Genomic DNA, 25,584 nt, shown 5'->3' on the forward strand with positions numbered 1-25,584 from the left:
CGACTTGTTCGACGAGCACGGAATGCCGTCCTTGAGACGGTCGCCAAAGACGGAGAGCATCGCGCCGTATTCCATCTTGTCGTTTTCCGGTGTCGACGTGCCATGCGCATTGATATAGCCGACCTGTTCTTCCGACAGGCCCGCATCGGCAAGCGCAGCCTTCATCGTGGCGATTGCCGGGCCACCATCCGGCGAAGACCGGGTGCGGTGGAAATGGTCGGCCTTTTCGCCGCAGCCCTTCATGATGCCAAGCACCTTGGCGCCACGGGCAATCGCCGATTCCAGCGATTCCAGCACCAGCGTGGCTGCACCTTCGGCAATGACGAAACCGTCGCGTTCCTTGCTGAACGGCTTGGAGGCCTTTTTCGGCGGATCGTTGTGGGTCGACAGGGCCGACAGAAGCGCAAAGCGCACCACTGATTCCGGGCTGATCGAGCCGTCGGTGGCAACCGTCAGCGCCCGCGTGGTACGGCCTTGGCGAATGGCTTCGACACCAAGCTGGATAGCAGTGGCACCGGAAGCACAGGCTGTCGACAGCGTCACCGGCAGGCCACGCGTACCGAAACGATCGGCCAGACGCTCGGAGATGGAGCCGAATTGCACGGCTTCCAGAAAGACCGGGTCCGGCTTGGTGCGCATGGCAGCCAAAAAGCGCACATAGGCATCGCCCGGCTCGGAGGCCGGCGGCGCACGGTCGGCGAGTGCAAAGCGGTCATGCCATTCCGGCTCGACCGGCGGCGCGGCGAGAAACAGCGGACCGTTGAAATCACCGTCGATTCCGGCCTGGGCCAGCGCTTCGATCGTGGTTTCGCGCGCCATCGCATAGGAGCGTTCGACGGAGTTGGGTGCCGGAACCTCAAGGAAATCGACGGTCCCGGCGATACGGGTCGACATGCCCTCGGTATCGAAACGCTTGATCTTGTGGATGCCCGAGGTGCCGGACGTCAGCGCCGACCAGTTGTCGGCAAGACCTTGGCCAAGCGAAGTGATGACGCCCATGCCGGTAACGGCGATGATTGGGCGTCCGAGATGGTCGGTGAAGCGGTTGTCAGACATGGTTCCAGTCTCCTCAAGCATTCGCCGAAAGAACGGCAAGGCCTTCGCCGCGTACATAACCGACCGTCGTCACGACAGCATGCGTCGCAGGCTGCGCCTGCTTGGCCTCATGCTCGGCGTCGAACACCGGTACAATTGCGCCACTGTCGATCGACAGGGCTGCAAGAGCCAGTCCGACCGGAAACTGTGCTTCCAGCGAATGACCGATCGAACCGGCATAACCCCGCACCGGCGCCGCGCCGAAGCGCGTTTCCAGCGCAGTTTTCTCGCGCTTCGACAGTTCAGCCATGCCGGAGGCCCCGGAAAACACGATCGTCTGCGTCGGATCTAGCGCATCGGCCTCGGGCGCGATACGAGCCATTCGTGCCTCGAACCGACCGTCGTCACGATTGCCGCGATCTCCTTCGACGGCATCGAGCACGCTATAGATATGGGCTCCGCGGGCTTCGGCATGTTCGCGCGATTCGAGCACCAGGAATGCCCCGACCGTGCCGAGGATCATGCCGCCGCCTTCGGTTCCGTCACGCGACCAGAGCGGCTGCCATGGGCCGGTCTGGTGGGCACGGATGCCCTCGACCAGAAGCAGGATGTCCGGGCGCTCCGAAATGAAGGCGCCGCCGACCAGCGTATGCGTCGACTGCCCTGCCTTGATCCGCGCATAGGCCGTCTCGATCGCCGAGATCCCGGCCGATTCCTCGCCCATGAAGGTGCGCGACGAACCGGTGACCTTGTGCACGATCGAGATATTGCCAGCGAGCAGGTTCGACAGCTGCGCCAGAAACAGCGTCGGGCGCAGTTCGGTCGTCAGCTTCTCGATCAGGAGCCTTTCGCGATCATTGCGCTTCAAGGCTTCGTCGACGATCAGGCTGTCGACCGCGATGTCGCGCTCACCACCGCCTGCCGCCACGATCAGGTCCATCGACCCGCAGGCGTCGGCATCGTCCTTCATGCCGGCATCGTCAAGTGCCAGACCTGCGGCAAACACGCCGAGACGCTGCCAGTTTTCCATCTGCCGCTGGTCCTTGCGGCCGATCTGGGCCGACCAGTCGATCTCCGGCAGCGGATGCACGACATAAGGCTTGAACTTTTCCGTCTCCAGCACCGGATCCGGTGCCTTCGGCGACGACAACAGGGCGATATGCGGCTCCTTGCCGGTTCCATGGCATGTGACAATGCCAATGCCGGTGATCACCACATCATTTGGATTCTTGACCATATGCAATCCTTTCGCCGGCCCCACGGCCAGCGTCCAAAGCGGGTTTTCCCGATCCACGCCTCAAGGTCAATAGGCGATTGCGCCCAGGAACGGGAAGCAGCCCTCAACGGGCTGCGGCAATCGCATCTATGAGACCGATGTCTTCGGCCCTCTTGCGCACGATCGGCGCAAGCGGAATTTCGCTGAACGGCATGGTCCTGAGCTTCAGCTGTGTATCACAGACCTTTTTGCCCTCGGATGTGATGCGCGCCTTGGTCACGGCAAAGCCGGAACCGTCATGTTCGAGATCGGCTTCGATATCGAGCACAGCACCGGGTTCGACGAATGTGCGCATCTTGGCGCCGTCGACGGCCATCAGAAACGGCATCGCCTCGAAATCCTTGACCGCCAGAAGCAGCAGGCCGGACGCCTGGGCCATAGTTTCGATCAGAAGAACGCCGGGCACCAAGGGCATGCCGGGGAAGTGCCCCTCAAACACGGGACTTTCCATCGGCACGACCGAGCGGGCCTTCAAACGGCCAAGGCCGAGATCCACGCTCTCGACCTTGTCAATCATCTGAAAATATTCAAGCAGCATGACGATCTCCGCCGGTTAAGGCGGATCAGCCCTTGGCAGCCTTGAGTTCGTCGATCTTGGCGCAGAGGTTCTTCAGAACGAAGTATTCCTCGGTCGAGACCTTGCCCTCGTTGACTTCCTGGGTCCACTGCTCGAGCGGGATCTTGATGCCGAATTCCTTGTCGATCGCAAAGACGATGTCGAGGAAGTCCAGGCTGTCGATGCCGAGATCGTCGATGGTGTGGCTTTCCTGCGTGATCGTCTCGCGATCGATTTCGCTGGTTTCAGCAATGATGTCGGCAACTTTGTCGAATGTAGCGGTCACGCCAGTACCTCATATGTCTCAAATTCTGTGTTCCACATAGGGAAAACAGTCTTAAAAGCCAATGGCCGTTTTAAGACTGGATGAAAATTGGCGTCGAAGTGTTGCCTAAACAGCAATCGAATGACGTCCCTTGCCGGTGGAAAGATAGCTGTCGAACACAGCGGCAACCGTGCGGGCAAAGGGCCGGCCGGCCTCGGTAAGCCGGAATTCGCCCTCGACGATCTCGCAGATCCCGTCACGATTGCTTCCCGCAAACTGCCGTGCTTCGGCGATCATCATCTCTGCCAGACGGCCGAAATCTGTCCTCAGCGCGGAGAATGACACTGAAAAACTGCACATGATTTCTTCGATCACCCGGGCGCGCATCCGGTCCTCGTCCGACAGCGCGATGCCGCGCACGACAGCAAGTCCATCGCTGTCCGCCATCCGCTGATATTCGCCGGTTGCTGGCATGTTCTGCACATAACCCTGCGGCAATTGCCCGATCGACGAGGCACCGAGCCCGATCAGCGCCTTGGCGCCGTCATCAGTATAACCCTGGAAATTACGACGCAGCCGCCCTTCCCGCGCCGCGATCGCCAGGCTGTCACCGGGAAGCGCGAAGTGATCGATGCCGATCGCCTCGTAGCCGGCAGCCAGCAGCATGTCCGAAGCCATGGTCATCTGGGCGAAGCGTTCCTCAAGCCCCGGCAGCGCGGCCTCGGGAATCATCGTCTGGTGTTTCTTCATCCATGGCACATGGGCATAGCCGAACAGCGCGATGCGATCCGGCGCCAGCGACAGGACATCGTCAACGGTCCGGCCAAGCGTTTCCAGGCTCTGGTGCGGCAGGCCATAAAGAATGTCGCAATTGACCGAATGCACGCCGCGCGCGCGGACCGCATCGACGACCGACTTCGTCTGCTCGAAGGACTGCAGCCGGTTGATCGTCGTCTGCACAAGCGGGTCGAAATCCTGCACACCAAGGCTTGCCCGCGTCATGCCGATCTGAGCCAGCGCATCATAACGGCTGTCGTCTAGGTCGTTCGGATCCATCTCGACGCTGATCTCGACGTTCTCGCCGAAGCTGAAGGCAGCTTTCAGACAATCCATCAGTGAAATCAGGTCTTCGGGCCTGACCATGGTCGGCGAGCCTCCGCCAAAATGCACGGCCGACACTTTGGCCTCGCCGGACACCAGCGACCCCACCTTGGCGATCTCTTTCTTCAGCGAACCCAGATAGGCGGCGATCGGCTCATATTTCAGCGTGTGCTTGGTATGACAGGCACAGAACCAGCACAGCCGATCGCAATAGGGAATGTGGATATAGAGCGACAGATCCTCGCGGCCGGACAGGGAGCCCAGCCACTGCGCATAAATGCCACAGTCGATCCCTTCATGAAAATGTGGCGCGGTCGGATAGCTCGTGTAGCGTGGAACGGCACCGGAATAGCGCGAAAGAAGACTGTTGTTCATGGCGAGGTGAGGCTCCGCATCGACTTGATTTTAGCCAAGGATAACCTCCTGAAACTGAGCTTCCTTTGACTTCGATCAAGTCTCCGACCGAATATTCCACCTAGTGTCCGGTCGAATTTTTCGGTCGGACAGCGCGCGTTTTTCGCAAACGGCGAACGGCATGAGACCAAGGGCAAGACAGGGCGGCATGATGATGGACACCTACCAGAAACCAAGGCCCGAATGCGAAACCCCTTCTGTCTGCCGCGCCTGCGAGGCTCGCCATGGCGGCCTATGCTCCGTCCTGACCGCGGCCCAGATGATCGAACTCAACCGGCACTCCATCCGCAGGCGCATCGAGGCCGGCAACGAGATCATCGGCCAGGGCGAGCCGGTCGGCAGTTATGGCAATATCCTGAAAGGCGTCATCAAGCTGTCGAAGATGATGGCGGATGGACGCCAGCAGATTGTCGGCCTGCAATTTGCCCCGGATTTTCTCGGCAGGCCGTTCCAGGGTGAAAGTTCGATCACTGCGGAAGCCGCAACCGACACGGAAATCTGCACCTTTCCGCGCCACGTCATCGACCGTATGGTCGGAGACGTCCCGCACATGGAGCGCATGCTTCATGCCCAGGCGCTGAAGGAACTCGACGAGGCTCGCGACTGGATGCTGACGCTTGGCCGCAAGACGGCTCAGGAAAAGGTCGCGAGCTTCCTCTACCTGATCGCCACCCATATCGACCCGGAAAATGCGGACGCCTCGACTTTCGACCTGCCGCTGTCGCGCGCCGACATTGCCGATTTCCTTGGCCTCACCATCGAGACAGTGAGCCGCCAGATGACCAAGCTGCGCAAGGATTCCATCATCGTCATCGAGAACAATCGCCACGTCGTCGTGCCGAATACCGAACGTCTTCGCGACGCCGCCGGCATTGATTGAGTCAACGCCCTGACTTACCGCGCGATCACGATCCGGGTATTGCGCAGCCCCTTGGCCTGGGCCATCGAGAAAAACACGGCGGCATTGTCGGGATGCAGGCGCACGCAGCCATGCGAAGCCGGGCGGCCGAGACGCTTCAGATCGAAGGTCGCATGCACGGCGTAGCCGCCATTGTAGAAAATCGCATAGGGCATCGGCGCATTGTCATATTTGCGCGAGCGATGATTTTTCGACGCCCATTTGGCGCTGTAGCTGCCGGTTGGAGTGACATAGCCCGAGCGGGCGGTCGAAACCTTCCAGCGATATTTCACCACGCCGTTTTCCGTCACCGTCATTGTCTGCTTCGAGATGCTGACGCGCGCGACAACCGAACTGGCCTCGGCCGTCAGCGGTGCGGCCAACAATCCACCAAGCATTGCGGCAAGCAAAAACCCACGCATAATTTCCCCTTCGATGATCTGGTTTGAACTCGAAACAGCCTAGGAGGAAGAAATGAAGATCCGATTGCCGGACACACAGACACCATAAAAGGTCTGGATCGCTTTAACTTCAGGCAGATCTTTTAAAATGAAGCCAACAGCACGGTGAAGAGTACAAGGGCCAGAAGAAGATCGCAGGCCGCATAGAAAACCTCCACGCCGCGCGTGATATCCCGATGATCGGCGTCGCCGCGACCGGCAGCATGCATCATCGGCTCGCTGACAGGGACACCGCCATAGATGCGCGGGCCGGCCAGTTGCAGATCGAGCGCACCAGCCATCGCCGCCTCCGGCCAGCCTGAATTGGGCGAACGATGCAGCCCATGATCGCGCAGCGCCGCCGAGAGCGACATCCGGCCAGCATCCCAGCCAAGACGCAACCAAGCCGCAAGCGCAATCAGCAGCGCCGAGATCCGCGCAGCCGGCCAGTTGGCCAGATCGTCCAGTCGCGCCGAAGCCCAGCCGAAATCGATATAGCGCTCGTTCTTGTGGCCGATCATCGAATCGGCGGTGTTCAGCATCTTGTAGGCCAGAAGCCCCGGAAGGCCGGCAATCGCATACCAGAAGGCCGGCGCCACCACGCCATCGGCGAAGTTTTCCGACAGGCTCTCGATCGCAGCCCGACAGACACCCGGACCATCGAGTGTCTTCGGATCGCGACCGACAATCATCGACACCGCGAGCCGTCCGCCTTCAACGCCGTCCCGTTTCAACCCGCGCGCGACAGCTTGAACATGATCGCCAAGGCTTTTCTGGGCGATGAACACGGCGGCAACGACCGCCTCGAACAGGAAACCGGCAAGCCCGAAAAAGTGAAAGAGCCAAGACAGGACAGCCCCCCCCATGACCGAGACAAACAGCAGCAGCAGGATCGACAACACGCCGTTCAGCCGCCGACCGTCCGGCGTGAAGCGTGCAGTATTCAGATGTTTTTCCAGAGCACTGATCGCGGCGCCGAACAGGACCACCGGATGCGGCAGACGCGACCACAGGGCCGGCGGATCGCCAATCACCCGGTCAAGCCCGATCGCCACGCAGAGCGTCAGCAGGTGCATCATGTCGAACCCGCCCGCCAAAGATCCAGCGCCTTGCTCAGGCGAAGATCGGAACCCCGATCCGGGGCAAGACCGAAACGCAGCCAGTTCTGTGCATAGTCGAATTTGCGGGTCAGGATATGGTGCCGGCAGAGATGCGCGTGCAGATCTGGCACCCGGTCATCTTCCACCAGCGCAAACAGCCCAACGGCGCCGCGACTTTTCAGACCATGCGCGGACAAGACCCGGTCGAGGCCGGCGCAGCGTTCGTCGATGCGATCCATGATCACCCGTCGGTCCGTCGAAAAGAGTTCGGTTGCAATGCTGAGCGCAGGTCCCGAAACGGCCCAGGGACCGAGCCAGTCTGCCAGCCGATCCGTGATGCTTTCATCCGCAATGACAAATCCGAGACGGATACCCGCCATGCCGAAAAACTTGCCGAAGGAGCGGAAGACGATCACATGCGGCGCGGCAGTTCCCGCCATGCTCATTTCCGGGCAGCTTTCGCCAAAGGCCTCATCCACGACCAGCATCCCGTTGGTTTCACGCAGACGCTCGACCAGCGGTGCAAGCTCTAGAGGCCGAAACACCCGACCGTCGGGATTATTGGGATTGACGACGACAACCATGCCATGGCGCGCATCGATCTCTTCCAGCGACGTGACAGGATCGACGGCAAAGCCGGCGAGTTCGAAGGCACGACGATATTCGCCGTAGGTCGGCGAAAAGATTGCCACCCGTCTCGATGGCTCGACAAGGCGCGGCAGAAGCTGGATGGCAGACTGGGTGCCGGGTACAGCCAAAGGCAGCCGATCGCCTGACCTGTAGAATCCCCGCGCCGCTGTGCGCGCAGAAAATTCCAGTTCACGGTCCGGCAGCCGGTGCCAGGCCCGATCGGCGATCGCGGGCAGAGGCGGCGGGCATGGATTGATGCCGGTCGACAGATCGAGCCAGTCCTTCGGCTCCCCGCCGTAAACGGCAGCCGCCGCCGCCAGACCACCGCCATGCTGGATCGGGCCGCTCATGCGCCGGTCTCCGCGATATCGACCAGATGCATGTAGGATCCGAACACATTGCCGCGCCGGAGACCGGCGACGCCGAGTCCTTCTCCCAGCGCATCCTCGGCCGCGAACAGGCGATCGGCCGCGCCCTCCGACACCACGGTCGAGTAGTGGAACTCATGCGCGGTCAACGGCACGGAAAACAGATCCGGTTGAAGCGACGTCAGGCGTCGATATCCGAGATGACGCTTGCGAACGGCATAGCTGGTCACCAGAGGCAACAAGCCGAGCATCGAATGGGAGACCCCCTCGCCATCAACGAGCGCATCGCCGAGAACCATGTAGCCGCCGCATTCGCCGTAAATTAGTGCACCACGTTGGGCGGCACTCTGCGTGCCGGTTCTGAAGCTGGCGGCAGAGGCCAGCGCTCCGGCATGCAGTTCCGGATAGCCGCCGGGCAGATAGACCGCATCGGCGTCAGCCGACGGTGCCTCGTCGGCCAGCGGCGAAAAGAAGGACACCTCGGCACCCTGCCCGCGCCAGCCTTCGATCAGATGCGCATAGGAAAAGGCAAAGGCCATGTCCCGCGCAATCGCGATGTGCTGGCCGATCGGGGCAATCGACGAGACGACAGGCAATACAGCTGGACCGGGAGCCCGGCCAGCGAGAACGACCAGTTGATCAAGATCGCAGCAGCGCTCCATCACGTCAGCCGCATGGCCGACGAAGCTTTCAAGTGCGCCATGCTCTCCCGCCTGCACCAGGCCGAGATGGCGTTCAGGAAGCGCAAGGCCTACATCGCTGCGAATTGCGCCCAGCACTGGCATGCGGATCGCGTCGAGCGCCGTGCGCAGCATCGCCTCGTGACGATCGCTGCCGACCCGGTTGAGAATGACGCCCGCCACCCGGACATCGGCGCGGTAAGCGGCAAAACCCGAGACCAGTGCCGCGACAGATTGCGAGGTCTTGGCGCAGTCGACCACCAGCACCACCGGCAGGCCGAGCAGTGCCGCCAGATCTCCCGCCGATCCGGAACCATCGGCCGCGCCGTCGAACAGGCCCATCATCGCCTCGATCAACAGCAGGCGGCCGGATCCGTGCCTTTCAGCCTGTGCGAGCAGAAAGTCGGGGCGCATGGCCCAGGGATCGAAATTGAAACACGTCTCGCCGCTGGCTGCCGAATGAAATGCCGGATCGATGTAATCAGGCCCCGCCTTGCCCGGCGCGAGCGTCTGACCACGCCGCTTCAGGGCCCGCATCAGGCCGAGCGTCACCACCGTCTTGCCGGAACCGGACGCAGGGGCTGCGATCATCAGACCGCTCATGCCCGGTCTTTCCTCTCCTGCGCGGAGAAAGGATCAGGCTGCAGCACCCGCCCGTCCAGGGCGCCAAGCCAGTCCAGCGACGAACGCAAACGCACGACCTCGCCGACAACGACGATCGCAGGCGGTGCAATACCCGCCGCCAACATATCCGCCTCGGCACGGCCAAGGGTCGTTTCCAGCACGGTCTGCGCCGACGTGGCCGCATCGCAGACAAAAGCCACCGGTTCATCAGCCGAACGGCCGGCAGAAATCAGATTGGCGGCAATCTGCCCCATATGTTTCATCGCCATATACATGACGATCACGGGAGATCCGCGGCCAATGGCCTGCCAGTCGATCCGGTCCGGCACGATGCCGGACGAATCATGACCGGTCAGGAATGTCACGGCGTGATTGATCTCGCGATGGGTCACCGGGATACCCGCATAAGCCAGACCACCGATGCCGGCGGTAATGCCCGGCACGATGCGGAACGGCACGCCATGCTCGATCAGTGTCAGGGCTTCTTCACCGCCACGACCGAAAACGAACGGATCTCCGCCCTTCAGCCGCAACACGCGTAAACCCGATTTTGCCAGTTCGACAAGGCGCAGAGAAATGTCGCGCTGCTTGGCCGACGGCTTGCCGCCGCGCTTTCCGGCATATTCGAGCGTGGCGCCGCTGCGGGCCAGCTTCAGGCATTCGTCATTGACCAGCGCGTCATGCACGATGACGTCTGCTTCGCTCAATGCCTTGGCGGCCAGCAGGGTCAAAAGACCGGGATCGCCCGGCCCCGCACCGGCCAGCCAGACATGACCCGGCTGAATTGCCGGCAGGTTCGAAGGCAGGGAGATATGCGTCGTGTCACTCATGCTCATGGTCTATGTCCGAGAGGCGAAAAATGCAATGTGCGGCAAAGGACTCGGCGCTTCCGGTCGCCCCGTGCCTCGCCTATAAGGGGGCTATGAACGAGCCGAGCAAAACCACGTCCAGCACACCGACCGAGGCGGACGACCTGCGCCTGGAAAAGCCGGACATGGCCCTTCGCAAGGGATGGACCACGGGCGCTTGCGCCACGGCGGCGACCAAGGCCGCCCTGACCGCACTTCTGACCGGAGAATTCCCCGACCCTGTTTCGATCACCCTGCCGCGCGGAGAGACGCCGGCCTTCGCGCTGGCAACCGAGGGCATGGATGGTGACGCTGCCTATGCGGGCATCGTCAAGGATGCGGGCGATGATCCGGATGTGACCCATGGCGCCACCGTAGTGGCTAAACTCCGCCGGACAAATCCCGGAAGCGGCATCGTCTTTGTGGCGGGCGACGGTGTCGGCACCGTGACCAAGGCGGGACTGCCGATTTCGCCCGGTCAGGCCGCCATCAACCCCGTGCCACGCCAGATGATGACCGCAGAGGTCGAAGCACTCTGTGCAGCGCACGGCATTTCGCCAGATCTTGAGATCACAATTTCCGTTCCCGGCGGCGACGTGCTGGCCGAGAAGACGTGGAACCCGCGCCTCGGCATAATCGGCGGCATTTCCATTCTCGGCACCACCGGCATCGTGCATCCGTTCTCCTGTGCGGCCTGGATCCACTCCATCCATCGCGGCATCGATGTCGCCCGCGCCGAAGGCCTGACCCATGTGCTGGGCGCGACCGGCTCGACCTCGGAAAAGGCAGCACAAGCCTTTCACCAACTGCCCGAAGGCGCACTGCTCGACATGGGTGATTTCGCCGGTGGACTGCTCAAATATCTGCGCGTGCACCCGGTTCCGCGCCTGACCATCGCCGGCGGTTTCGCCAAGATGGCCAAGCTCGCCCAAGGCGCGCTGGATCTGCATTCTTCACGAAGCCAGATCGACAATAGCTATTTCTTATCATTGCCTTGCAGCAATATTTTATCGCAAAAAATTAAAGATCAGATTCAAATCGCCAACACGGCACTTGAAGTACATGAAATCATGACAGAAAACCAAGTCGACATCGCGCTTCCGATTGCCCAGGCGGCGCGCGTCAATGCGCTCGAGGTCCTGCGTGGCGCACCGATCGAAGTGGATGTCATCGTCATTGATCGCAAGGGAAATATTATCGCCCATGCCCAATGAAACACGCCGCGACGGACCGACTGCAGTCCATCAGAAGATCCTGATCCTGGGCGGTACCGCGGAGGCCCGCGAACTCGCGCAAAAACTGGTGGAAGACGGACATGCCGTGACGACATCGCTCGCTGGCCGGACCCTCGATCCTATCCTACCGGCTGGAGAGATCCGCATCGGTGGCTTTGGCGGTGCTGAGGGACTGGCGACCTATCTGCGCGAAAACACCTTCACCCGTATCATCGATGCGACCCACCCCTTCGCCAGACGCATCTCCGAAAACGCCATCAAGGCATCGGCAGAAACCGGCGTGACACTGGAGCAAATCGTCCGGCCGCGCTGGCAGAAACAGCCGGGCGATCGCTGGCGTCCGGTCTCGACACTGGAGCAGGCGGCAGACCTCCTGCCCTCTGGCGCCACTGTCTTCCTCGCGCTCGGCCGGCAATATCTCGACGCCTTCAAGCCGCGCACCGATTGCCGCTTCATTGTTCGCATGGTGGATGCGCCGGACAAACCGCTCGGCTTTTTTGACTATGCGGTCATCCTCGGCAAACCGGCCAGCGATCCCTCGCAGGAATCTGACCTCATGACCGCCCACGGCATCACGCATCTGGTCGCCCGCAATTCCGGCGGTCCGGCCGGTTATGCCAAGATCATTGCCGCCCGCAGCCTTGGCCTGCCGGTGATCATGCTGGAGCGCGATTAGACGCAAAGGTCACAGGTAAAAACCGTCGTATTCTTCAGGAGTTTTCATGACAGACATTGACTTGGCGGAGACTGCCTATCCGGTGCAGATGCAGCTCGAGGCTTACAATGCCCGTGACATAGAGAGCTTCATGCAGTGGTGGGCAGCGGACTGCGCCTACTACGCTTTTCCCGACACACAACTGGCGCATGGCGCAGACGAGATCCGCGCGCGCCATGTCGAGCGCTTCAAGGAGCCCAACCTGTTTGGCAAGCTGCTGTACCGGTCCGTTATCGGCAATGTCGTGGTCGACCACGAAACCGTAAGGCGCACCTTTCCCGAGGGCACCGGCGAAGTGGATGTGATTTGCATCTACGAAATCGCCGATGGCAAAATCGCCAAGGCCTGGTTCAAGGTCGGCACACCACGATTGGATCAGGCCCAACGCTGAGGCCAGAAGCAGAAACGCCCCGGACAGGGCCGGGGCGCATCCGAGAAAGCAGAAACTGCGGCTCAGTCTTCCTTGATCGCCACGATCGTGTCGTGAATCAGCTTCAACACGGCATCAGCGTCGACATCGACGCAGACCTTCTGGCTCGGCAGATCGCCATCCCAGTCGGACGGGCCAAAACCCTTGCCGTCGGGCTTCTGGATCGTCTGGCCATCGGCAATGCCACCGCAGACGACACGGACCGGGCCGGAGCGGGTGGTGAAGAGTTCCGGTGCCACGACATAGACGCAGGCGCAGCTGTCATGCACGACCATGCCGTCCTGAACGCGGCCTTCGTAGAACTTGATATAGAACTGCGACAGGTCGAACAGCAATTGCGCCCGCTTGCCGGCGGCATCGCGGATATCGGCGAGCGCCTGTCGGGTCATCACGGTCTTGAGCGTCACGTCGAGGCCTACAACGACGACCGGCCATGTTGCGGTCATGACGATGTCGGCCGCTTCCGGGTCGCCGTGGATATTGGCTTCGGCCGCCGGCGTGACATTGCCATTGGTGTCGAAGGCGCCGCCCATGATGACGACTTCCCTGACCAGCGAGACTATCTCGGGATCTTCCTTCAGCGCATTGGCAAGATTGGTCATCCGGCCGACGGCAACCAGCGTCACCTCGCCCGGATGGGCGCGCACCATGTCGACAATGAAACGATGAGCCGGACGTGGATCGGGCTCGACATCGGTCACTTCCGGCACACCGATATTGCCGAGCCCGTCATCGCCATGGATGAAAGTCGGCGGCGCATGCGTCACGCGATGCGGAATGAAGGTTTCGCCGGCACCCTTGGCCACCGGCGCATCAATCTGCCATTCGCGCTTGAGGAACAGTGCATTGCGCGTTGTGGTCTCGATCGTCGCATTGCCGAAAACGCTGGTGATGCCGATCAGGTCGATTTCGGGATGATGATGGAGAAAGAGCAGCGCCATCGCGTCATCGACGCCCGGATCCGTATCGAAAATGACCTTATGCATGAAGAGTGCCGCCATCGTATCTGAGAAAGGAAACGGCAGATCACCCGCCGCAATCCATCCGGCTTAGCCGAGGACCGGAATTGGTTCAAGGCGCGAACGATGCGCGGATTGTCGGGCACACAGAATGTATCGAAACCTTCAGGCGCCAGTCTCGGCAAACTGCTGCATCAGTCGCGGAAAGGCATCCATCGGCGGAAACTTGCCGTAGCTATGGACGGCCGGCGTCGTAGCCCAGGGCAGCTTTTCGTCCGTGCAGGTCTCGATAAAAGGGGCAAACTCGGCTGCATCGTCGAACATGGTCGCGCGCACATTGATCATCGGCCCGAACATCTTGCCGCGGGTGACGATCCAGCTGAGGCAATACGGGCAGAAATTGTGATGCAGATCACCGTGCATGCCGCCGATGACCGGTTGAAGACCATGCACCTCGACCGCATCGAGCGGATAAAGCGCGCTCAGCGAAAAGGCACTGGCCGTCATCTTCTGGCAACCGGTGCAATGACAGGCCATGGTCATTAGCGGCTTGCCGCGGACCTTTAGCTGCACCTGGCCACAGCGGCAACTGCCGGCGTGAATGCTGGTATCATCGGACATCAAGAACTCTCCTCCGTTCGGCACGATTGATTGACTGCCTGGCGCGCCCTCGCCGCCTCGGCCGCGTGATTGCGCCTGACAATGAACGCCAGCGCGCGCGAACGCGCATCGTGCAGATATTGGTCAGGCCCCAGCATTTTTCGGGCATTCAGCTCAATCGTGTCCAGCGCATCGAAATCCACCGGCTCGATCGTGCTGCCCCAGCCGGGACTATGGGTGGACCAACCTTTTCGATGATGGGCGAGCAGGCGGTCGCGCAGGCTATATCCATGATAGTCGAAGGCAATCACGCCATCCGTCACGAACATGTGCCCCCCGGCAAAGCCTTCGTCGGGAATTATACGTTCGGCACGAAAGCCTGAAAGCGGTTCATGTTCCAGATAGACACCCGCCAGGATATGACAGGCGCCGTAGCCAAAGAATATCCGGTCCGGCAGTGCCCACCGCCTGACCGGATCCTTCTTGATGCCGCGCTTCAGTATATACATGCGGGAAGCCTACAGCCTGACCTCCCAAGGTCAATCTCGGCACGGCAGTCCTAGCCCGCGACCTTCTTTTTTTTCTTGCCCGCATTGCGCAACACATGGGTGAAATCGGAATTGTAGAGATCACTGTCGCGGAACTCGACATGCCCGAAGACCTGCCCGACCATAATGAGGGCCGTACGGGTCAGCTTCGCCTTGCGCACGTCCTCGGCCATATCCTTCAGCGTCGTGCGGATGAACAGCTCGTCGGGCCAGGTCGCGCGATAGGCGACAACCACCGGGCAATCCTCGCCGTAGTATGGTGTCAGCGTATCGCGGATATGCGGAAGGTTTCTGATCGACAGGTGGATGGCGAGCGTTGCCCGCGACTTGCCGAGAATGTCCAGCGTCTCGAATTCCGGCATCGATGACGCCTTCATCTCGGTGCGCGTGATGATGATGGTCTGGGCGATTTCCGGCAGGGTCAGCTCGGTCTTCAACCGCGCGGCGGTCGCGGCAAAGGCCGGCACACCGGGTACCACGTCATAGGGAATGCCGAGCGCGTCAAGCCTGCGCATCTGCTCGGCAATCGCGCCGTAGATCGACGGATCGCCGGAATGCACGCGTGCAACATCCTCACCGCGCGCATGCGCCGCCTCGATATCGGCGATGATCTCGTCGAGATGCATCGGCGCCGTATCCTTGATGATCGCACCTTCCGGCGCGCATTTGACCGTTTCCTCCGGCACCAGCGATCCGGCAAACAGGCAGACCGGGCAGCGCTCGATCAGGCGCAGGCCGCGTACGGTGATCAGGTCGGGTGCGCCGGGTCCGGCACCGATGAAATAGACGGTCATGCCTGTTCTTCCTTCTTCATTCCACTCTCCGCCTTCCCCGAATAGCCGCGTGGCGTATAGACCCAGGTCTTGCCGTCGCCGGTGGTCACGGTGCGGCTTTCCGACGAGCCGACGACCACGACGGTAAGCATATCAACATCATCGACATTGAGCGCGCCAAGCGGCACCGTGCGCACCAGCTCTCCCGGCCGGCCGAGATTGGTGGCAAGAATTACCGGCGTATCGAAGGGGCGGTATTTCAAAAGTTGGTCGCGCGCGTAAGCGAGTTGCGTGCGGCGCTTCATCGAGACGGGATTGTAGAAGGCAATGACAAAGTCGCCCTCGCCCGCCGCCTTTACCCGCCGCTGGATATGCTCCCATGGCGTCAAAAGGTCGGAAAGCGAAATGGTGCAAAAATCGTGACCGAGTGGTGCGCCGATCCGGGCGGCGGCGGCCTGCAGGGCCGAGATTCCCGGCGAGACCTGCACCTCGATGCGACTGGCCGCATCGGTGATACCGCCCTTGTCGAACAGTTCGAACACCAGTGTCGCCATAGCATAAATGCCGGCATCGCCGGAGCAGACCAGCGATACATCCCGGCCCTCGCCGGCCAACTCCATCGCATGCACGACCCGGGCTTCTTCCTTGCCGAGATCGAAATCATGGCGGATCTTGCCCTCGGCAAGCGGTCCGAGCAGATCGAGATAGAGCGAATAGCCGATGAGGTCGGTCGATGCTGTGACCATGCTTGATACTTCCGGCGAGCGCCAGCCATCCGAACCGGGGCCGATGCCGACGACAAAAAGCCGGCCGCGCGCCCGGCCGATTTTAGACGGGTCGATCACGTCGCTCGCCCTGGCGATTGCGGCCGTTGCCCCCTTCGACTTGATCTTCTCACCCACCAGTTCACCCGTTGCCCCGACAGCTGCAAGGGCAGCACCTTCGGCCACGCCATGGCAGCCGACTTCTGCGAAGACCACGTCGGACGGGTTTGCCAACCGGGGCGTTTCGGCCTCCAGCACCGCTGCGGTAAAGAACCGTGCCGGCACGTTGAAATGCCGGGCGACAGCATGGATCGCCGCCTCGTCGGCCTTCACATCGATCGAGCACACAGCGGCCAGACTGGCAGGAGAAAAGCCACCCTTGGCCAGTGCCTGCTCGGCCAGCGCAATCGCCTCCTCGCTCGATGCGTGGCGTTCTGAGCCCATGCCGAGAACCAGCGTCCCGGGGTGATAGATCAGCTCCAGCGCATCGGCAGCCTTGGTTTTGTCAGTCACAGTCAGCGTCACAGAAGCCTCGTTATCGAATGGAATGCGGGATTGAATGAGCCATGAAGCAGAACCGGCAAGCCTTGCGGAAGATCCGGCCACAAGCTCGGCCATCACGACCTTGGCGTTTTCGGGATTGGCAAGCCGGTAGCCTGCTGGCGGCTGGTCAAGTGCGACGCCGAATTTCAGGTCACCGGCAGTGGTGATTACCGCATGGGCGGAAATGCCGGTCGCGATAAAGCGCGCCAGATCGTTGGCGCCGTGATGGCCGCCAAGCAGAGGCACGACCGAAGCGCCATCGTCGGACACGACCAGCACGGGTGGCTCGGACTGCTTGTTCGAAAGCAACGGCGCCAGAAGGCGGATCAGCGCACCGGATGCCATCACCGCGACGATTGGCCGGCCCTCGGCAAACAGCGCCTGCACATGAGCCTTCGCCGCATCGAAATGCCGATCGGCATCGGCGACGCGCGCGCGCGCGCCATGCAGTTCGCCATCGACCAGGACGGCAATGCGGCGACCAAGGTCGGCAGCACTGTCGCTCAGAACGAGGACTGCGGGCCGGGGGAACATGGTCATGTGCTGCGCTCCGCGCCAAGCCGGCTCGCCAGCGCCGGATGCCAGCTCTCGGCGCCCTTGTAGATCAGGATCATCGAAAAATACGGCGCGACATCCTCGGCAACCTCGGCAAGCGGCATCAGCCGCTGTTCGGCAAGGCTGACGCGCTCGACATATCCTGCCTGCGCCGTCAGCCCGAGCTCGGCGATCAGCGAACGGATGCGGGAAAAATGCCGGCCGATCTTGATGATCGCCACAGCACCGCATGCAGCTATCCGGTCGGCCAGAATTTCATCATCCAGCGGGCCGGGCAGCACGGTCAGCACGTCGTTGCGGGCGGCAAGCGGTCGGCCAAGCCCGGCGGCAGCCGCCATCATCGACGATACCCCCGGCACGACCTCGGTCGGATAGCGATCAGCCAACCGCCCGAACAGATACATGAAGGAACCGTAGAAAAACGGATCGCCCTCGCACAGCACCGCAACATCGGCGCCGGCATCGAGGTGCCGCGCCAGCACCTCGGCGGCCTGGCTATAGATCTCCTGCGCCGGGAACCGCTCGACCCGCATCGGCACGATGATCGGCACTTCGAGCTGGGCTGCAGTCACATAAGGCGCGACGATCTGCCGGGCAAAACTTGGACCGGTGTCGGGCGCCGGATAGGCGACGACCGGGCACGATGTCAGGATACGATGCGCCTTGAGCGTCAGCAGTTCGGGATCGCCGGGGCCAAGGCCAAGGCCGTAGAGTGTTCCGGTCATGCGAAGGTCCTTGGTACTGGCGCGGGATGACTGCCGCCGCATGCGTGGCTACCAAAACCAGCGCTCAATAAAACTCGCCCCACCATCACGCCTCCTCCTTGGTCGCGGTCCAGATCGTCACCGGCATCAGCGACTTCCAGCCGCAATAGCGTCCAACCGGTGCTGCCCGCGACACCTGGATGCGGATCAAGTCTCCGCCGTAAATACCACGCAGCTCGGCAAGCCGCGCCTCGCCCTCGATGGTCACGGCATTGGCGGCCAGCCAGCCGCCAGGACCGAGCGCCTGCCAGCAGGCCTCGAACACGCCCTCGCCGGTAATCCCACCACCGATGAACACGGCATCCGGTCGGCGTAGGCCCGCAAGGGCTGTCGGGGCTTCGCCCTCGACAATGTCGAGATCGGGCACGCCTAGGTTTTCGGCGTTTTCACGCATCATCGCCACCCGTTCCGGCTTGGCTTCGATCGCGATCGCCCGCGTCCCCATGCCGGAGCGCATCCACTCGATCGCGATCGAACCGCAACCGGCGCCAACATCCCAAAGCATTGCATTGGGAAAGGGCGAGAGTTGCGACAGCGTTACGGCGCGGATCTCACGCTTGGTCAGCTGTCCATCATGGCGGAAGGCTTCGTCCGGAAGGCCGGAGACCGGCGACAGCAGCGGTCCATCGGAGGCGCAATCGATGGCCAGCGTGTTGAAATCCGAAAATTCCGGCTGGTGTTCAAGGATCTGGCACGCCGTCAGCGTCACCACACGCTCAGCGCCGCCGCCCATGTGTTCGAGCACATGCAGGATCGAGTTGCCGAAGCCGCGATGCACCAGGAGCCCCGACGCCTGTTCGATGGTCGAAGCATCCGAGGTCAGCGCCAGGATCCGCGCCCGCGGCAGCACATGGCGATTGAGAAAGGCGAGCGGCCGACCATGCAGCGAGATCTGGGTCACCGACTGCAGCGGCCATCCAAGCCGGGCCGCCGCCAGAGAAAAGGCGGACGGGCTCGGCAGGATGTACATTTCTTCGGCCGCCACATGCCGGCGCAGCGTCGCGCCGATACCGAAATGCATCGGATCGCCAGTTGCCAGCACAGTGACGGGCGAGCCGCGCAACTTGAGAATTTCGGCCAGCGTTTCACGGAACCCGGCGCCCCAGGTCAGGATGCGCTTCAGTTCCGGCAGTGAACTGCCGTCGATCACCGCATCGAGCCGTTCGCCGAGCACAAGCGTTTCGGCCTGCCAGACATGCGACTGCGCTTCCGGCGTCAGGCTCTCCAGCCCGTTGTCGCCGATGCCGATGATGGTCAGCCACGGTTGCTGCAGATCAGACATTGGTGCCAAGCCCTCCGGCAAGCGCGTTCACCGCAGCAGAGGCCATCGCCGAACCGCCGCGTCGACCGCGCACGGCAATATAGGGAATGCCGCGACTATCTTCGATCAGCGCATCCTTGCTTTCCGCCGCCCCGACAAATCCGACCGGCATGCCGAGAATCAAAGCCGGTTTCGGCGCACCGGCGTCGATCCGCTCCAGCAGCCGGAACAGCGCCGTCGGGGCATTGCCTATCGCAACAACGGCACCCGCGAGATGCTCGTCCCAGAGATCGACCTGGGCGGCAGATCGCGTATTGCCGATCTCGTCGGCCTTCGGGCGCACGCGCGCATCATTCAGCAGGCAGATCACATCATTCTCGGCCGGCAACAGCCGGCGAATGATGCCATGGCGGACCATTTCGACGTCGACCAGCACCGGCGCACCAACCGCAAGTGCAGCGGCACCGGCATCGAATGCACAGTCCGAAAAGGCGATATCATCGACCAGATCGACCATCCCGCAGGCATGAATCAATCTGATAACCAACGCATCCAGGCCATTGGAAAAGCGTGATAAATTCACTTCGTTCCGGATCGTTGAAAAGGACTGGCGGTAGATTTCGGCGGGGTTGCGGATGTAGTCGAGGGATGCATTCGGAACATACCCCCCTCTGTCACTGCGTGACATCTCCCCCACACGGGGGGAGATCGCAGGAAGCGACACGCTGGGGTACACAGCCGCTATTGTCTTCTCATGCCCAATTGTGGATTTGGCGGCACCGAGGTCAACAGCGTTCTGATCTCCACCCGTGTGGGGGAGATGGCCGGCGGGCCAGAGGGCGGACACTCCCTGCACGGCCAAAGCCTGATGCCCGATCCCGAGCACCCAGCCCTCTTCCCGCAGCACCTGATCAGTCTCGCCAGCCGACAGCATATCGGGCGCCGCAAACAGTTGCCCGAGAACACCGGCGGTATCAAAGCGCGAAAACGCCTCGGCCACAGTCGAAACCTGCAGCGCATCCCGGACACCCTCTGCGCCGTCGGCCAGAGAAAACAGCGAGGGATAGATTTCGGCAAAGACGACAGGCTTGCCAGACTCAGCAGAAAAGCCGGTTTCGAACGGCCAGACAGCTATGCGATCGGCAAAGCCGCTGTCGTCGATGAAGCGCGAGAGGCGGGCAATGCCCAGCAGCGACTGGCTGCCGACCGAACCGGCGTAGGCGATCTGCCAGACCGATTTGGCGCCCTTGGCATGCGCCTCTGCCACACGGAACACCGGTGGCGCATCGACAGGCGCAACCGGCTTCTTGTCGCTCAGATGCGTGTAACTATGTCCCTGCGGCCGGCCCCAGAAGCGCGGCGTGTCGGCAAAATAATCGCGGTTCCAGTCCGAAGCCAGCTGGAACCGGTTGTTTGCATTGTCCGGCCCATCCTCGACTTCATCGGCGATCTTGCGCCAGAGCACCCGCCAGTCCGCCCTGCCCGTCAGCCGCTCGGCCGTTCCTTCCGGATAGCCGAAGGCAAAGTCGAAGCCGCAGAGCAGCCGCTCGCCGGCCGCCAGCGCCTCGTCCACGATCACCGAAAGCCGCTGCATGAAGGCATGCCGGGTGGAGAAATTCTCCAGCCAGTCGAGACGCACCTGATCGCCGCTGCGCCTGACAAGGCAGGCCCAGATCGAATTGGCCCCCTTCACCGGCGCGCCGGCGCCGGACCAGTCGACAATCAGGATGCGATCGAACAGGGCCATTATTTCTTCTTCTGCATCGACTTCGGACCAAGCGGATGGTCGGCATGCGGATAAGGCGCGTGATGATGGTCATGGCCATGATCATGCGCGTGCCCGTGAGCATGTGAATGGCTGTGGCCATGATCGTGATGGCCGTGGTCATGCGCGGCATGGGCATCGTGATGGTTGTGATCATGATGATGCGTGTGGCCATGATCATGGCCGCAGCCGCAATCCGGTCCGTGCTCATGCACGGCCTTTTTGCCGCTCGATGACGCATTCATCACCGCCTCGAGTTCCGCATCCGGCGCCGCATTCAGCAGATGACCGTATTTTCCACCCAGCAAGGTCGAGGCTCCGTAGTCGAAGGCCGGCTCAAGGGGAGCAGGCGCAGCATGGCTGTGCACCGGCGTCCACGGCAGGCCATGCTCGCGACAGAAATCCTCTTCGCGGCACGACGCATCGCAGTCACCGTGGCAGGGACAGTCTTCCATGCCGCCGCCGATGCCTTCGACATGGTGGTGATGGCTTTCCTGCGGCTGCCCGATATCGGCTTCGAAGCCCAGCACCTGTTCGCGGTATTTGCACATCTGGCAGTTCATCACCGCGGCACCCTCAAGGATCTCCTTGACCCGATCCTGGAAAGTATCAAGCACCAGCGGGTGGTCGTTGAGATAGCTCGCCTTGACGAACTGGATCTCCGGATGGCGGGCGGCAACCGCGTCGGTATAGCTGTAGATGCGCTTGACCAGCACACCGGTAAACAGGAAGTAGGGGAAGACGATGATGCGCTTGTAGCCAAGCTTGGCCGCATGGCTCAGGCCCGGCTCGACCAGCGGGAAGGTCACGCCAGAATAGCAGGTCTCGCCCCAGCCGAAGCCCATGCCTTCCCAGAGCATGCGCATGACCTTGGTCGCATTGGAATTGGCGTCGGGATCGGACGAACCGCGCCCGACCACCATCAGCAGTGTCTCATGTTTGTCGACGAACCCGAGTTCGGCATTGGCCTGATCGACCGCTTCCTGGATCCGGCCGCCGGCAGCGCGGATCATCTTCAGGTCGATGCCGAGTTCGCGGCCATAGTTGATCACCATGCCCGGGTTCTGCGCCTGATAGGTATTCAGCACCGAGGGGATGTCGTTCTTCGCGTGACCGGCGGCAAACAGCATGCCGGGCACGGCAAGCACCCGCGTGACGCCGGCGGCGCGCAGCCGGTCGAGGCCCTCCGCGATCACCGGATTGCAGAACTCCAGATAGCCGTATTCGACCGGCATGTCGGGATTGCGCGCCCTGAGTGCTTCGGCAATGATCGCGAACTCGCGCGCCGCGTTCTGGTTGCGGCTGCCATGGCCGCAGACCATGATTCCAAGTTTTTCAGCCATGAATTCCGGCCTCCCTGCTTCGTATTTTTCTCTATGTACGAAGCGCCAGAGCAGCGGTGAAACTACTCTATGGCCTTTGGGACAGCTCCGGAATTGGCCCCCTGATTGGGTCAGCCGCACCGGACTATTTCCAGCCTGTCGAACAGGCGCCGTCGCACATGGAATAGAGCTTTATCGAAGGTGGCTTTCGGGGTCAAACCGGTTTGCGCCGCTTCGTGTGGAAGATGCGCCAGTCCACTGTTGCGCAGGCCGCTCTGCGCGCAAAGTCAGCACATGCGGTTGCTCGCATTCAAGACTCGGTGCACAAGTCCTGTGCCCTTATCTACGCATCGCTTTCCATCCGCGTTGAGGACGTCTCCGCCTGTCCAGATGACCCCGCCCTTCCAGATGCTCCCCCTAACCTACGACATAGAGTGACCTGTGGCCGATCTCGCCTTCAACCTCCTTCTCCTGCTCTTCGTCGCAGCCTTCATCGCCGGATTTGTCGATTCCATCGCCGGTGGCGGCGGGCTGATCACCATCCCCGCCATGTTGATCGTCGGCATCCCGCCGCTGGAAACGCTCGGCACCAACAAGCTGCAATCGATGTTCGGCGCCGGTTCCGCGACGATCGCCTATGCTCGCAAGGGCCATGTCGACCTGAAGAGGCAACTGCCGATGGCGATCATGGCAGTGGCAGGCGGTGCGATCGGCGCCCTGATCGCAACCGTGGTGCCGGGAAGCGTGTTGCGGGCGCTGATGCCTTTCCTTCTGGTGGCGATCGCCCTCTACTTCGCCCTGAAGCCAAACCTGTCCGACGAAGATCGCCATCAGCGCATTACGCCGTTCGTCTTCGGCCTGACCTTCGTGCCGCTGATTGGCCTCTATGATGGCGTCTTCGGCCCCGGCACAGGCTCCTTCTTCATGCTCGCCTTCGTCTCGCTTGCCGGTTTTGGCGTGCTGAAGGCGACTGCGCATACCAAGCTGCTCAATCTCGGTTCCAATGTCGGCGCGTTCATCGTCTTCATGATCGGCGGCGTCGTGTTGTGGAAAATCGGCCTGATGATGGGCCTCGGCCAGTTCCTCGGCGCCCAGGTTGGCTCGCGCTTTGCCATGAAAAGCGGCGCAAAGCTGATCAAGCCGCTGTTGATCGTCACATGCGTGGCATTGGCGGTAAAACTGCTGCTTGACCCGACCAATCCGATCCGGGTGTGGATGGGGTTCTAGAGCACGGCCACCATGATCGTGCCGGCACCGATCATCGCGATGCCGGTCCAGGCGCCGAGGCTGAGCTTTTCACCGAGGAAGAGCACGGCAAAGACCGCGACGAAGACGATCGACAGCTTGTCGATCGGCGCCACGCGCGATGCATCGCCGAGCTTGAGTGCACGGTAGTAGAAAAGCCAGGAGGCGCCCGTTGCCAATCCTGACAGGCCAAGAAAGATCCAGGTCCTGGCCGAGATCGTCGATGGTGCCTGCCACTGACCGGTCGCCGCCACGATGCCGGTCAAGACGACGATGATCACAACAGTGCGGATCAGAGTCGCCAGATCGGAATTGACGCCCGCCACCCCGATCTTGCCGAAGATGGCGGTCAGCGCGGCAAAAATGGCCGAAAGAAACGCCCAAAACTGCCAGCTTTGTGTCATCAGAACTCCACGCCGATCTGCGCCTTGATGCCGGAGCGGAACGGGTGCTTGATCAGTTCCATCTCGGTGACCAGATCAGCGATCTCGATCAGTTCGTCCTTGGCGTTGCGGCCAGTGAGCACGACATGCGTCATCTCCGGCTTCTCGTTCGTCAGGAACTCGACCACCTCCGCAATGTCGATATAGTCGTAGCGGATGGCGATGTTGATCTCGTCGAGCAGGATCATCGAATGGGACGGATCGCGGATCAACTCCTTCGCCTTCTCCCAGGCAGCCTTCGCCATGGCGATGTCACGCGCCTTGTCCTGCGTCTCCCAGGTGAAACCTTCACCCATCGTGTGGAACTGGCAGAGATCGGAAAAATGCTTGAGGATCATGTCCCGTTCGCCGGTCGACATGGCACCCTTGATAAACTGCACGACCGCGCATTTCTTGCCGTGGGCGATATGGCGGAAGATCATCCCGAAGGCTGCAGACGACTTGCCCTTGCCCTTGCCGGTATGGACGATCACCAGGCCCTTTTCGCCGGTCTTAGTCGCCATGATCTTGTCGCGGGCAGCCTTCTTCTTGGCCATCTTCTCGGCGTGGCGGGCGAGATCTGCGTCGTTCGACATCGTCTCATCGGTCATGGTGCACTCCCAGAATTATCAAATGTTTTGACGAACCATATGCGCTGCGGCTGGCCGTCGATAGAAGGCAGCCTTCCGATTTCGGTAAAACCTTCGCGCAGGTAGAAGCGCGGCGCCTGAAAATCGAAGGTATCGAGATAAAGGCCAACGAAGCCCTTGGCCCGTGCCATGTCCTCGGCTCGAGACAGGAGCTTGGCGCCAACCCCGAGGTTGCGGGCATGCGCACTGACCGCAAGCAGCTTCACATGGAACCAGCCCTGCACCGCGGACCCGACCAGGCCACCCAGCAAACGTCCCTCGCCGTCTTCGGCGCGCACCTGCACGGTTTCGCCGTCGAACGGCTTTTCGAGCGCGCGCGCTGCCTCGTCGAGAATGGCAACGGTTGCGTCGTAAAATTCCTTGTCCTCACCCGCGATGACGCTGATCTGGATCGTATCGGTCATGCTCCACTCTCACCTTTGGGAAGATCGTCGACAATGTTGAGCCAGTCGACACGTTCGTTCCAATGCCAGTGCTCGCCGATGGCAACGGAAAGGCCGTCATCGAGGCTCGCGAAGTAAAAATCGATTTCGGACGGTCGCCGCTCGGTCTCGAACGACATCGGCGATCCGCAGTGACTGCAGAACCCGCGCCGCACGCCGGGCGACGACGCATAGAAACGCAGGCTGTCGCCGGCAAGCACCGCATCGGCACGCTCGACGGTGAAAAAACTCGTGACCGGCGACGAAGCCGCACGTCGGCAGCTTTCGCAGTGGCAGTGCCCGGCAGTACGCACAGTGCCCTGGACCTTGAAGCGCACCGCGCCACACAGGCAATGTCCGGACAGTTCAGTCATGG

Annotated in this window: 28 protein-coding genes; 5 read left to right on the forward strand and 23 right to left on the reverse strand. The window is 61.6% G+C overall.

The window, feature by feature from the left end; all coding sequences use genetic code 11:
• The 5 genes from PDO_RS10920 to hemN form a co-directional block, all read right to left on the reverse strand.
• Positions 1-1,056: beta-ketoacyl synthase N-terminal-like domain-containing protein (locus PDO_RS10920; protein WP_007601795.1), on the reverse strand; the 1,056-nt coding region annotated here is incomplete at its 3' end.
• Between the two features lie 13 nt (positions 1,057-1,069).
• A complete protein-coding gene (locus tag PDO_RS10925) occupies positions 1,070-2,272 on the reverse strand; it encodes a beta-ketoacyl-ACP synthase (protein WP_007601797.1) in 1,203 nt (400 codons plus the stop codon).
• A 103-nt stretch (positions 2,273-2,375) separates the two neighbouring features.
• On the reverse strand, positions 2,376-2,849 hold the full coding sequence (locus PDO_RS10930; RefSeq protein WP_007601799.1) for a 3-hydroxyacyl-ACP dehydratase FabZ family protein: 474 nt from the start codon (positions 2,847-2,849) through the stop codon (positions 2,376-2,378).
• Between the two features lie 25 nt (positions 2,850-2,874).
• A complete protein-coding gene (locus PDO_RS10935) occupies positions 2,875-3,153 on the reverse strand; it encodes an acyl carrier protein (RefSeq protein WP_007601806.1) in 279 nt (92 codons plus the stop codon).
• A gap of 105 nt (positions 3,154-3,258) precedes the next feature.
• Positions 3,259-4,608 (reverse strand): oxygen-independent coproporphyrinogen III oxidase, encoded by a 1,350-nt coding sequence (hemN, locus tag PDO_RS10940; RefSeq protein WP_007601814.1) that lies wholly within the window; start codon positions 4,606-4,608, stop codon positions 3,259-3,261.
• 193 nt (positions 4,609-4,801) lie between these two features.
• Here hemN and PDO_RS10945 point away from each other — a divergent pair, with 193 nt between their 5' ends.
• Entirely contained in the window at positions 4,802-5,527 is a 726-nt protein-coding gene (locus PDO_RS10945) for a Crp/Fnr family transcriptional regulator (protein WP_037073476.1), read from the forward strand.
• 14 nt (positions 5,528-5,541) lie between these two features.
• Here PDO_RS10945 and PDO_RS10950 read toward each other — a convergent pair whose 3' ends face one another.
• The 5 genes from PDO_RS10950 to cobA all read right to left on the reverse strand — a co-directional run bounded on the left by PDO_RS10950 (position 5,542) and on the right by cobA (position 10,223).
• The gene (locus PDO_RS10950; protein ID WP_007601816.1) at positions 5,542-5,967 is read right to left on the reverse strand and encodes a L,D-transpeptidase; all 426 of its coding nucleotides are present in this window, start codon (positions 5,965-5,967) and stop codon (positions 5,542-5,544) included.
• 122 nt (positions 5,968-6,089) lie between these two features.
• The gene (gene cbiB / locus PDO_RS10955; protein ID WP_007601817.1) at positions 6,090-7,064 is read right to left on the reverse strand and encodes an adenosylcobinamide-phosphate synthase CbiB; all 975 of its coding nucleotides are present in this window, start codon (positions 7,062-7,064) and stop codon (positions 6,090-6,092) included.
• Complete coding sequence (gene cobD, locus PDO_RS10960; RefSeq protein ID WP_007601820.1) at positions 7,061-8,065, reverse strand: threonine-phosphate decarboxylase CobD; 1,005 nt, start codon at positions 8,063-8,065, stop codon at positions 7,061-7,063. The genes cbiB and cobD overlap by 4 nt, the downstream gene beginning before the upstream one ends.
• Complete coding sequence (locus PDO_RS10965; protein ID WP_007601822.1) at positions 8,062-9,366, reverse strand: cobyrinate a,c-diamide synthase; 1,305 nt, start codon at positions 9,364-9,366, stop codon at positions 8,062-8,064. The genes cobD and PDO_RS10965 overlap by 4 nt, the downstream gene beginning before the upstream one ends.
• Entirely contained in the window at positions 9,363-10,223 is an 861-nt protein-coding gene (gene cobA, locus PDO_RS10970; RefSeq protein WP_007601824.1) for a uroporphyrinogen-III C-methyltransferase, read from the reverse strand. The genes PDO_RS10965 and cobA overlap by 4 nt, the downstream gene beginning before the upstream one ends.
• 86 nt (positions 10,224-10,309) lie before the next feature.
• Between cobA and PDO_RS10975 the strand changes: the two genes are divergently transcribed.
• The 3 genes from PDO_RS10975 to PDO_RS10985 are packed head-to-tail and all read left to right on the forward strand — an operon-like array spanning position 10,310 to position 12,576.
• A complete protein-coding gene (locus PDO_RS10975; RefSeq protein WP_037073478.1) occupies positions 10,310-11,449 on the forward strand; it encodes a cobalt-precorrin-5B (C(1))-methyltransferase in 1,140 nt (379 codons plus the stop codon).
• The gene (locus tag PDO_RS10980; RefSeq protein ID WP_007601828.1) at positions 11,439-12,146 is read left to right on the forward strand and encodes a cobalt-precorrin-6A reductase; all 708 of its coding nucleotides are present in this window, start codon (positions 11,439-11,441) and stop codon (positions 12,144-12,146) included. Before PDO_RS10975 ends, PDO_RS10980 begins: the two co-directional genes overlap by 11 nt.
• Positions 12,147-12,192: 46 nt before the next feature.
• Positions 12,193-12,576: a nuclear transport factor 2 family protein gene (locus tag PDO_RS10985; RefSeq protein ID WP_007601829.1), complete on the forward strand. Its 384-nt coding sequence runs from the start codon at positions 12,193-12,195 to the stop codon at positions 12,574-12,576.
• A gap of 62 nt (positions 12,577-12,638) precedes the next feature.
• Here PDO_RS10985 and PDO_RS10990 read toward each other — a convergent pair whose 3' ends face one another.
• The 9 genes from PDO_RS10990 to PDO_RS11030 form a co-directional block, all read right to left on the reverse strand.
• Positions 12,639-13,601, reverse strand: coding sequence for a nucleoside hydrolase (locus tag PDO_RS10990; protein ID WP_007601830.1), 963 nt, complete (start codon positions 13,599-13,601; stop codon positions 12,639-12,641).
• Between the two features lie 138 nt (positions 13,602-13,739).
• On the reverse strand, positions 13,740-14,195 hold the full coding sequence (locus tag PDO_RS10995; RefSeq protein WP_007601831.1) for a GFA family protein: 456 nt from the start codon (positions 14,193-14,195) through the stop codon (positions 13,740-13,742).
• Positions 14,195-14,683 carry a hypothetical protein gene (locus tag PDO_RS11000; RefSeq protein WP_007601832.1) on the reverse strand — a complete coding sequence of 163 codons (489 nt, stop codon included), beginning with the start codon at positions 14,681-14,683 and terminating at the stop codon, positions 14,195-14,197. The genes PDO_RS10995 and PDO_RS11000 overlap by 1 nt, the downstream gene beginning before the upstream one ends.
• A 50-nt stretch (positions 14,684-14,733) precedes the next feature.
• A complete protein-coding gene (cobM, locus tag PDO_RS11005; RefSeq protein WP_007601833.1) occupies positions 14,734-15,516 on the reverse strand; it encodes a precorrin-4 C(11)-methyltransferase in 783 nt (260 codons plus the stop codon).
• Positions 15,513-17,342, reverse strand: coding sequence for a precorrin-3B C(17)-methyltransferase (cobJ, locus tag PDO_RS11010; RefSeq protein ID WP_007601834.1), 1,830 nt, complete (start codon positions 17,340-17,342; stop codon positions 15,513-15,515). The genes cobM and cobJ overlap by 4 nt, the downstream gene beginning before the upstream one ends.
• Positions 17,339-18,082, reverse strand: a complete 744-nt coding sequence (gene cobI, locus PDO_RS11015; protein ID WP_007601835.1) for a precorrin-2 C(20)-methyltransferase — start codon at positions 18,080-18,082, stop codon at positions 17,339-17,341. Before cobI ends, cobJ begins: the two co-directional genes overlap by 4 nt.
• A gap of 85 nt (positions 18,083-18,167) precedes the next feature.
• Entirely contained in the window at positions 18,168-19,403 is a 1,236-nt protein-coding gene (locus PDO_RS11020) for a bifunctional cobalt-precorrin-7 (C(5))-methyltransferase/cobalt-precorrin-6B (C(15))-methyltransferase (RefSeq protein ID WP_007601836.1), read from the reverse strand.
• The gene (locus PDO_RS29030) at positions 19,396-20,070 is read right to left on the reverse strand and encodes a precorrin-8X methylmutase (protein ID WP_052023436.1); all 675 of its coding nucleotides are present in this window, start codon (positions 20,068-20,070) and stop codon (positions 19,396-19,398) included. Before PDO_RS29030 ends, PDO_RS11020 begins: the two co-directional genes overlap by 8 nt.
• 1,058 nt (positions 20,071-21,128) lie before the next feature.
• Positions 21,129-22,490, reverse strand: coding sequence for a sirohydrochlorin chelatase (locus PDO_RS11030; protein ID WP_007601838.1), 1,362 nt, complete (start codon positions 22,488-22,490; stop codon positions 21,129-21,131).
• Between the two features lie 420 nt (positions 22,491-22,910).
• On the opposite strand from PDO_RS11030, the gene PDO_RS11035 reads away from it, so the two are divergent.
• Complete coding sequence (locus tag PDO_RS11035) at positions 22,911-23,696, forward strand: TSUP family transporter (RefSeq protein ID WP_007601839.1); 786 nt, start codon at positions 22,911-22,913, stop codon at positions 23,694-23,696.
• Here the strand turns inward: PDO_RS11035 and PDO_RS11040 are convergent.
• Genes PDO_RS11040 through PDO_RS11055 form a run of 4 tightly spaced genes read right to left on the reverse strand, consistent with a single transcriptional unit; the run spans position 23,693 to position 25,582 of the window.
• Positions 23,693-24,118, reverse strand: a complete 426-nt coding sequence (locus tag PDO_RS11040; RefSeq protein ID WP_007601840.1) for an EamA family transporter — start codon at positions 24,116-24,118, stop codon at positions 23,693-23,695. The genes PDO_RS11035 and PDO_RS11040 overlap by 4 nt on opposite strands.
• Positions 24,118-24,747: a cob(I)yrinic acid a,c-diamide adenosyltransferase gene (gene cobO, locus PDO_RS11045; protein WP_007601841.1), complete on the reverse strand. Its 630-nt coding sequence runs from the start codon at positions 24,745-24,747 to the stop codon at positions 24,118-24,120. Before cobO ends, PDO_RS11040 begins: the two co-directional genes overlap by 1 nt.
• Positions 24,744-25,190 carry a GNAT family N-acetyltransferase gene (locus PDO_RS11050; protein WP_007601842.1) on the reverse strand — a complete coding sequence of 149 codons (447 nt, stop codon included), beginning with the start codon at positions 25,188-25,190 and terminating at the stop codon, positions 24,744-24,746. Before PDO_RS11050 ends, cobO begins: the two co-directional genes overlap by 4 nt.
• The gene (locus PDO_RS11055) at positions 25,187-25,582 is read right to left on the reverse strand and encodes a GFA family protein (RefSeq protein WP_007601844.1); all 396 of its coding nucleotides are present in this window, start codon (positions 25,580-25,582) and stop codon (positions 25,187-25,189) included. The genes PDO_RS11050 and PDO_RS11055 overlap by 4 nt, the downstream gene beginning before the upstream one ends.
• Positions 25,583-25,584 lie beyond the last annotated feature (2 nt).

This window comes from Rhizobium sp. PDO1-076 (assembly GCF_000247475.1).
Classification (GTDB): domain Bacteria; phylum Pseudomonadota; class Alphaproteobacteria; order Rhizobiales; family Rhizobiaceae; genus Allorhizobium.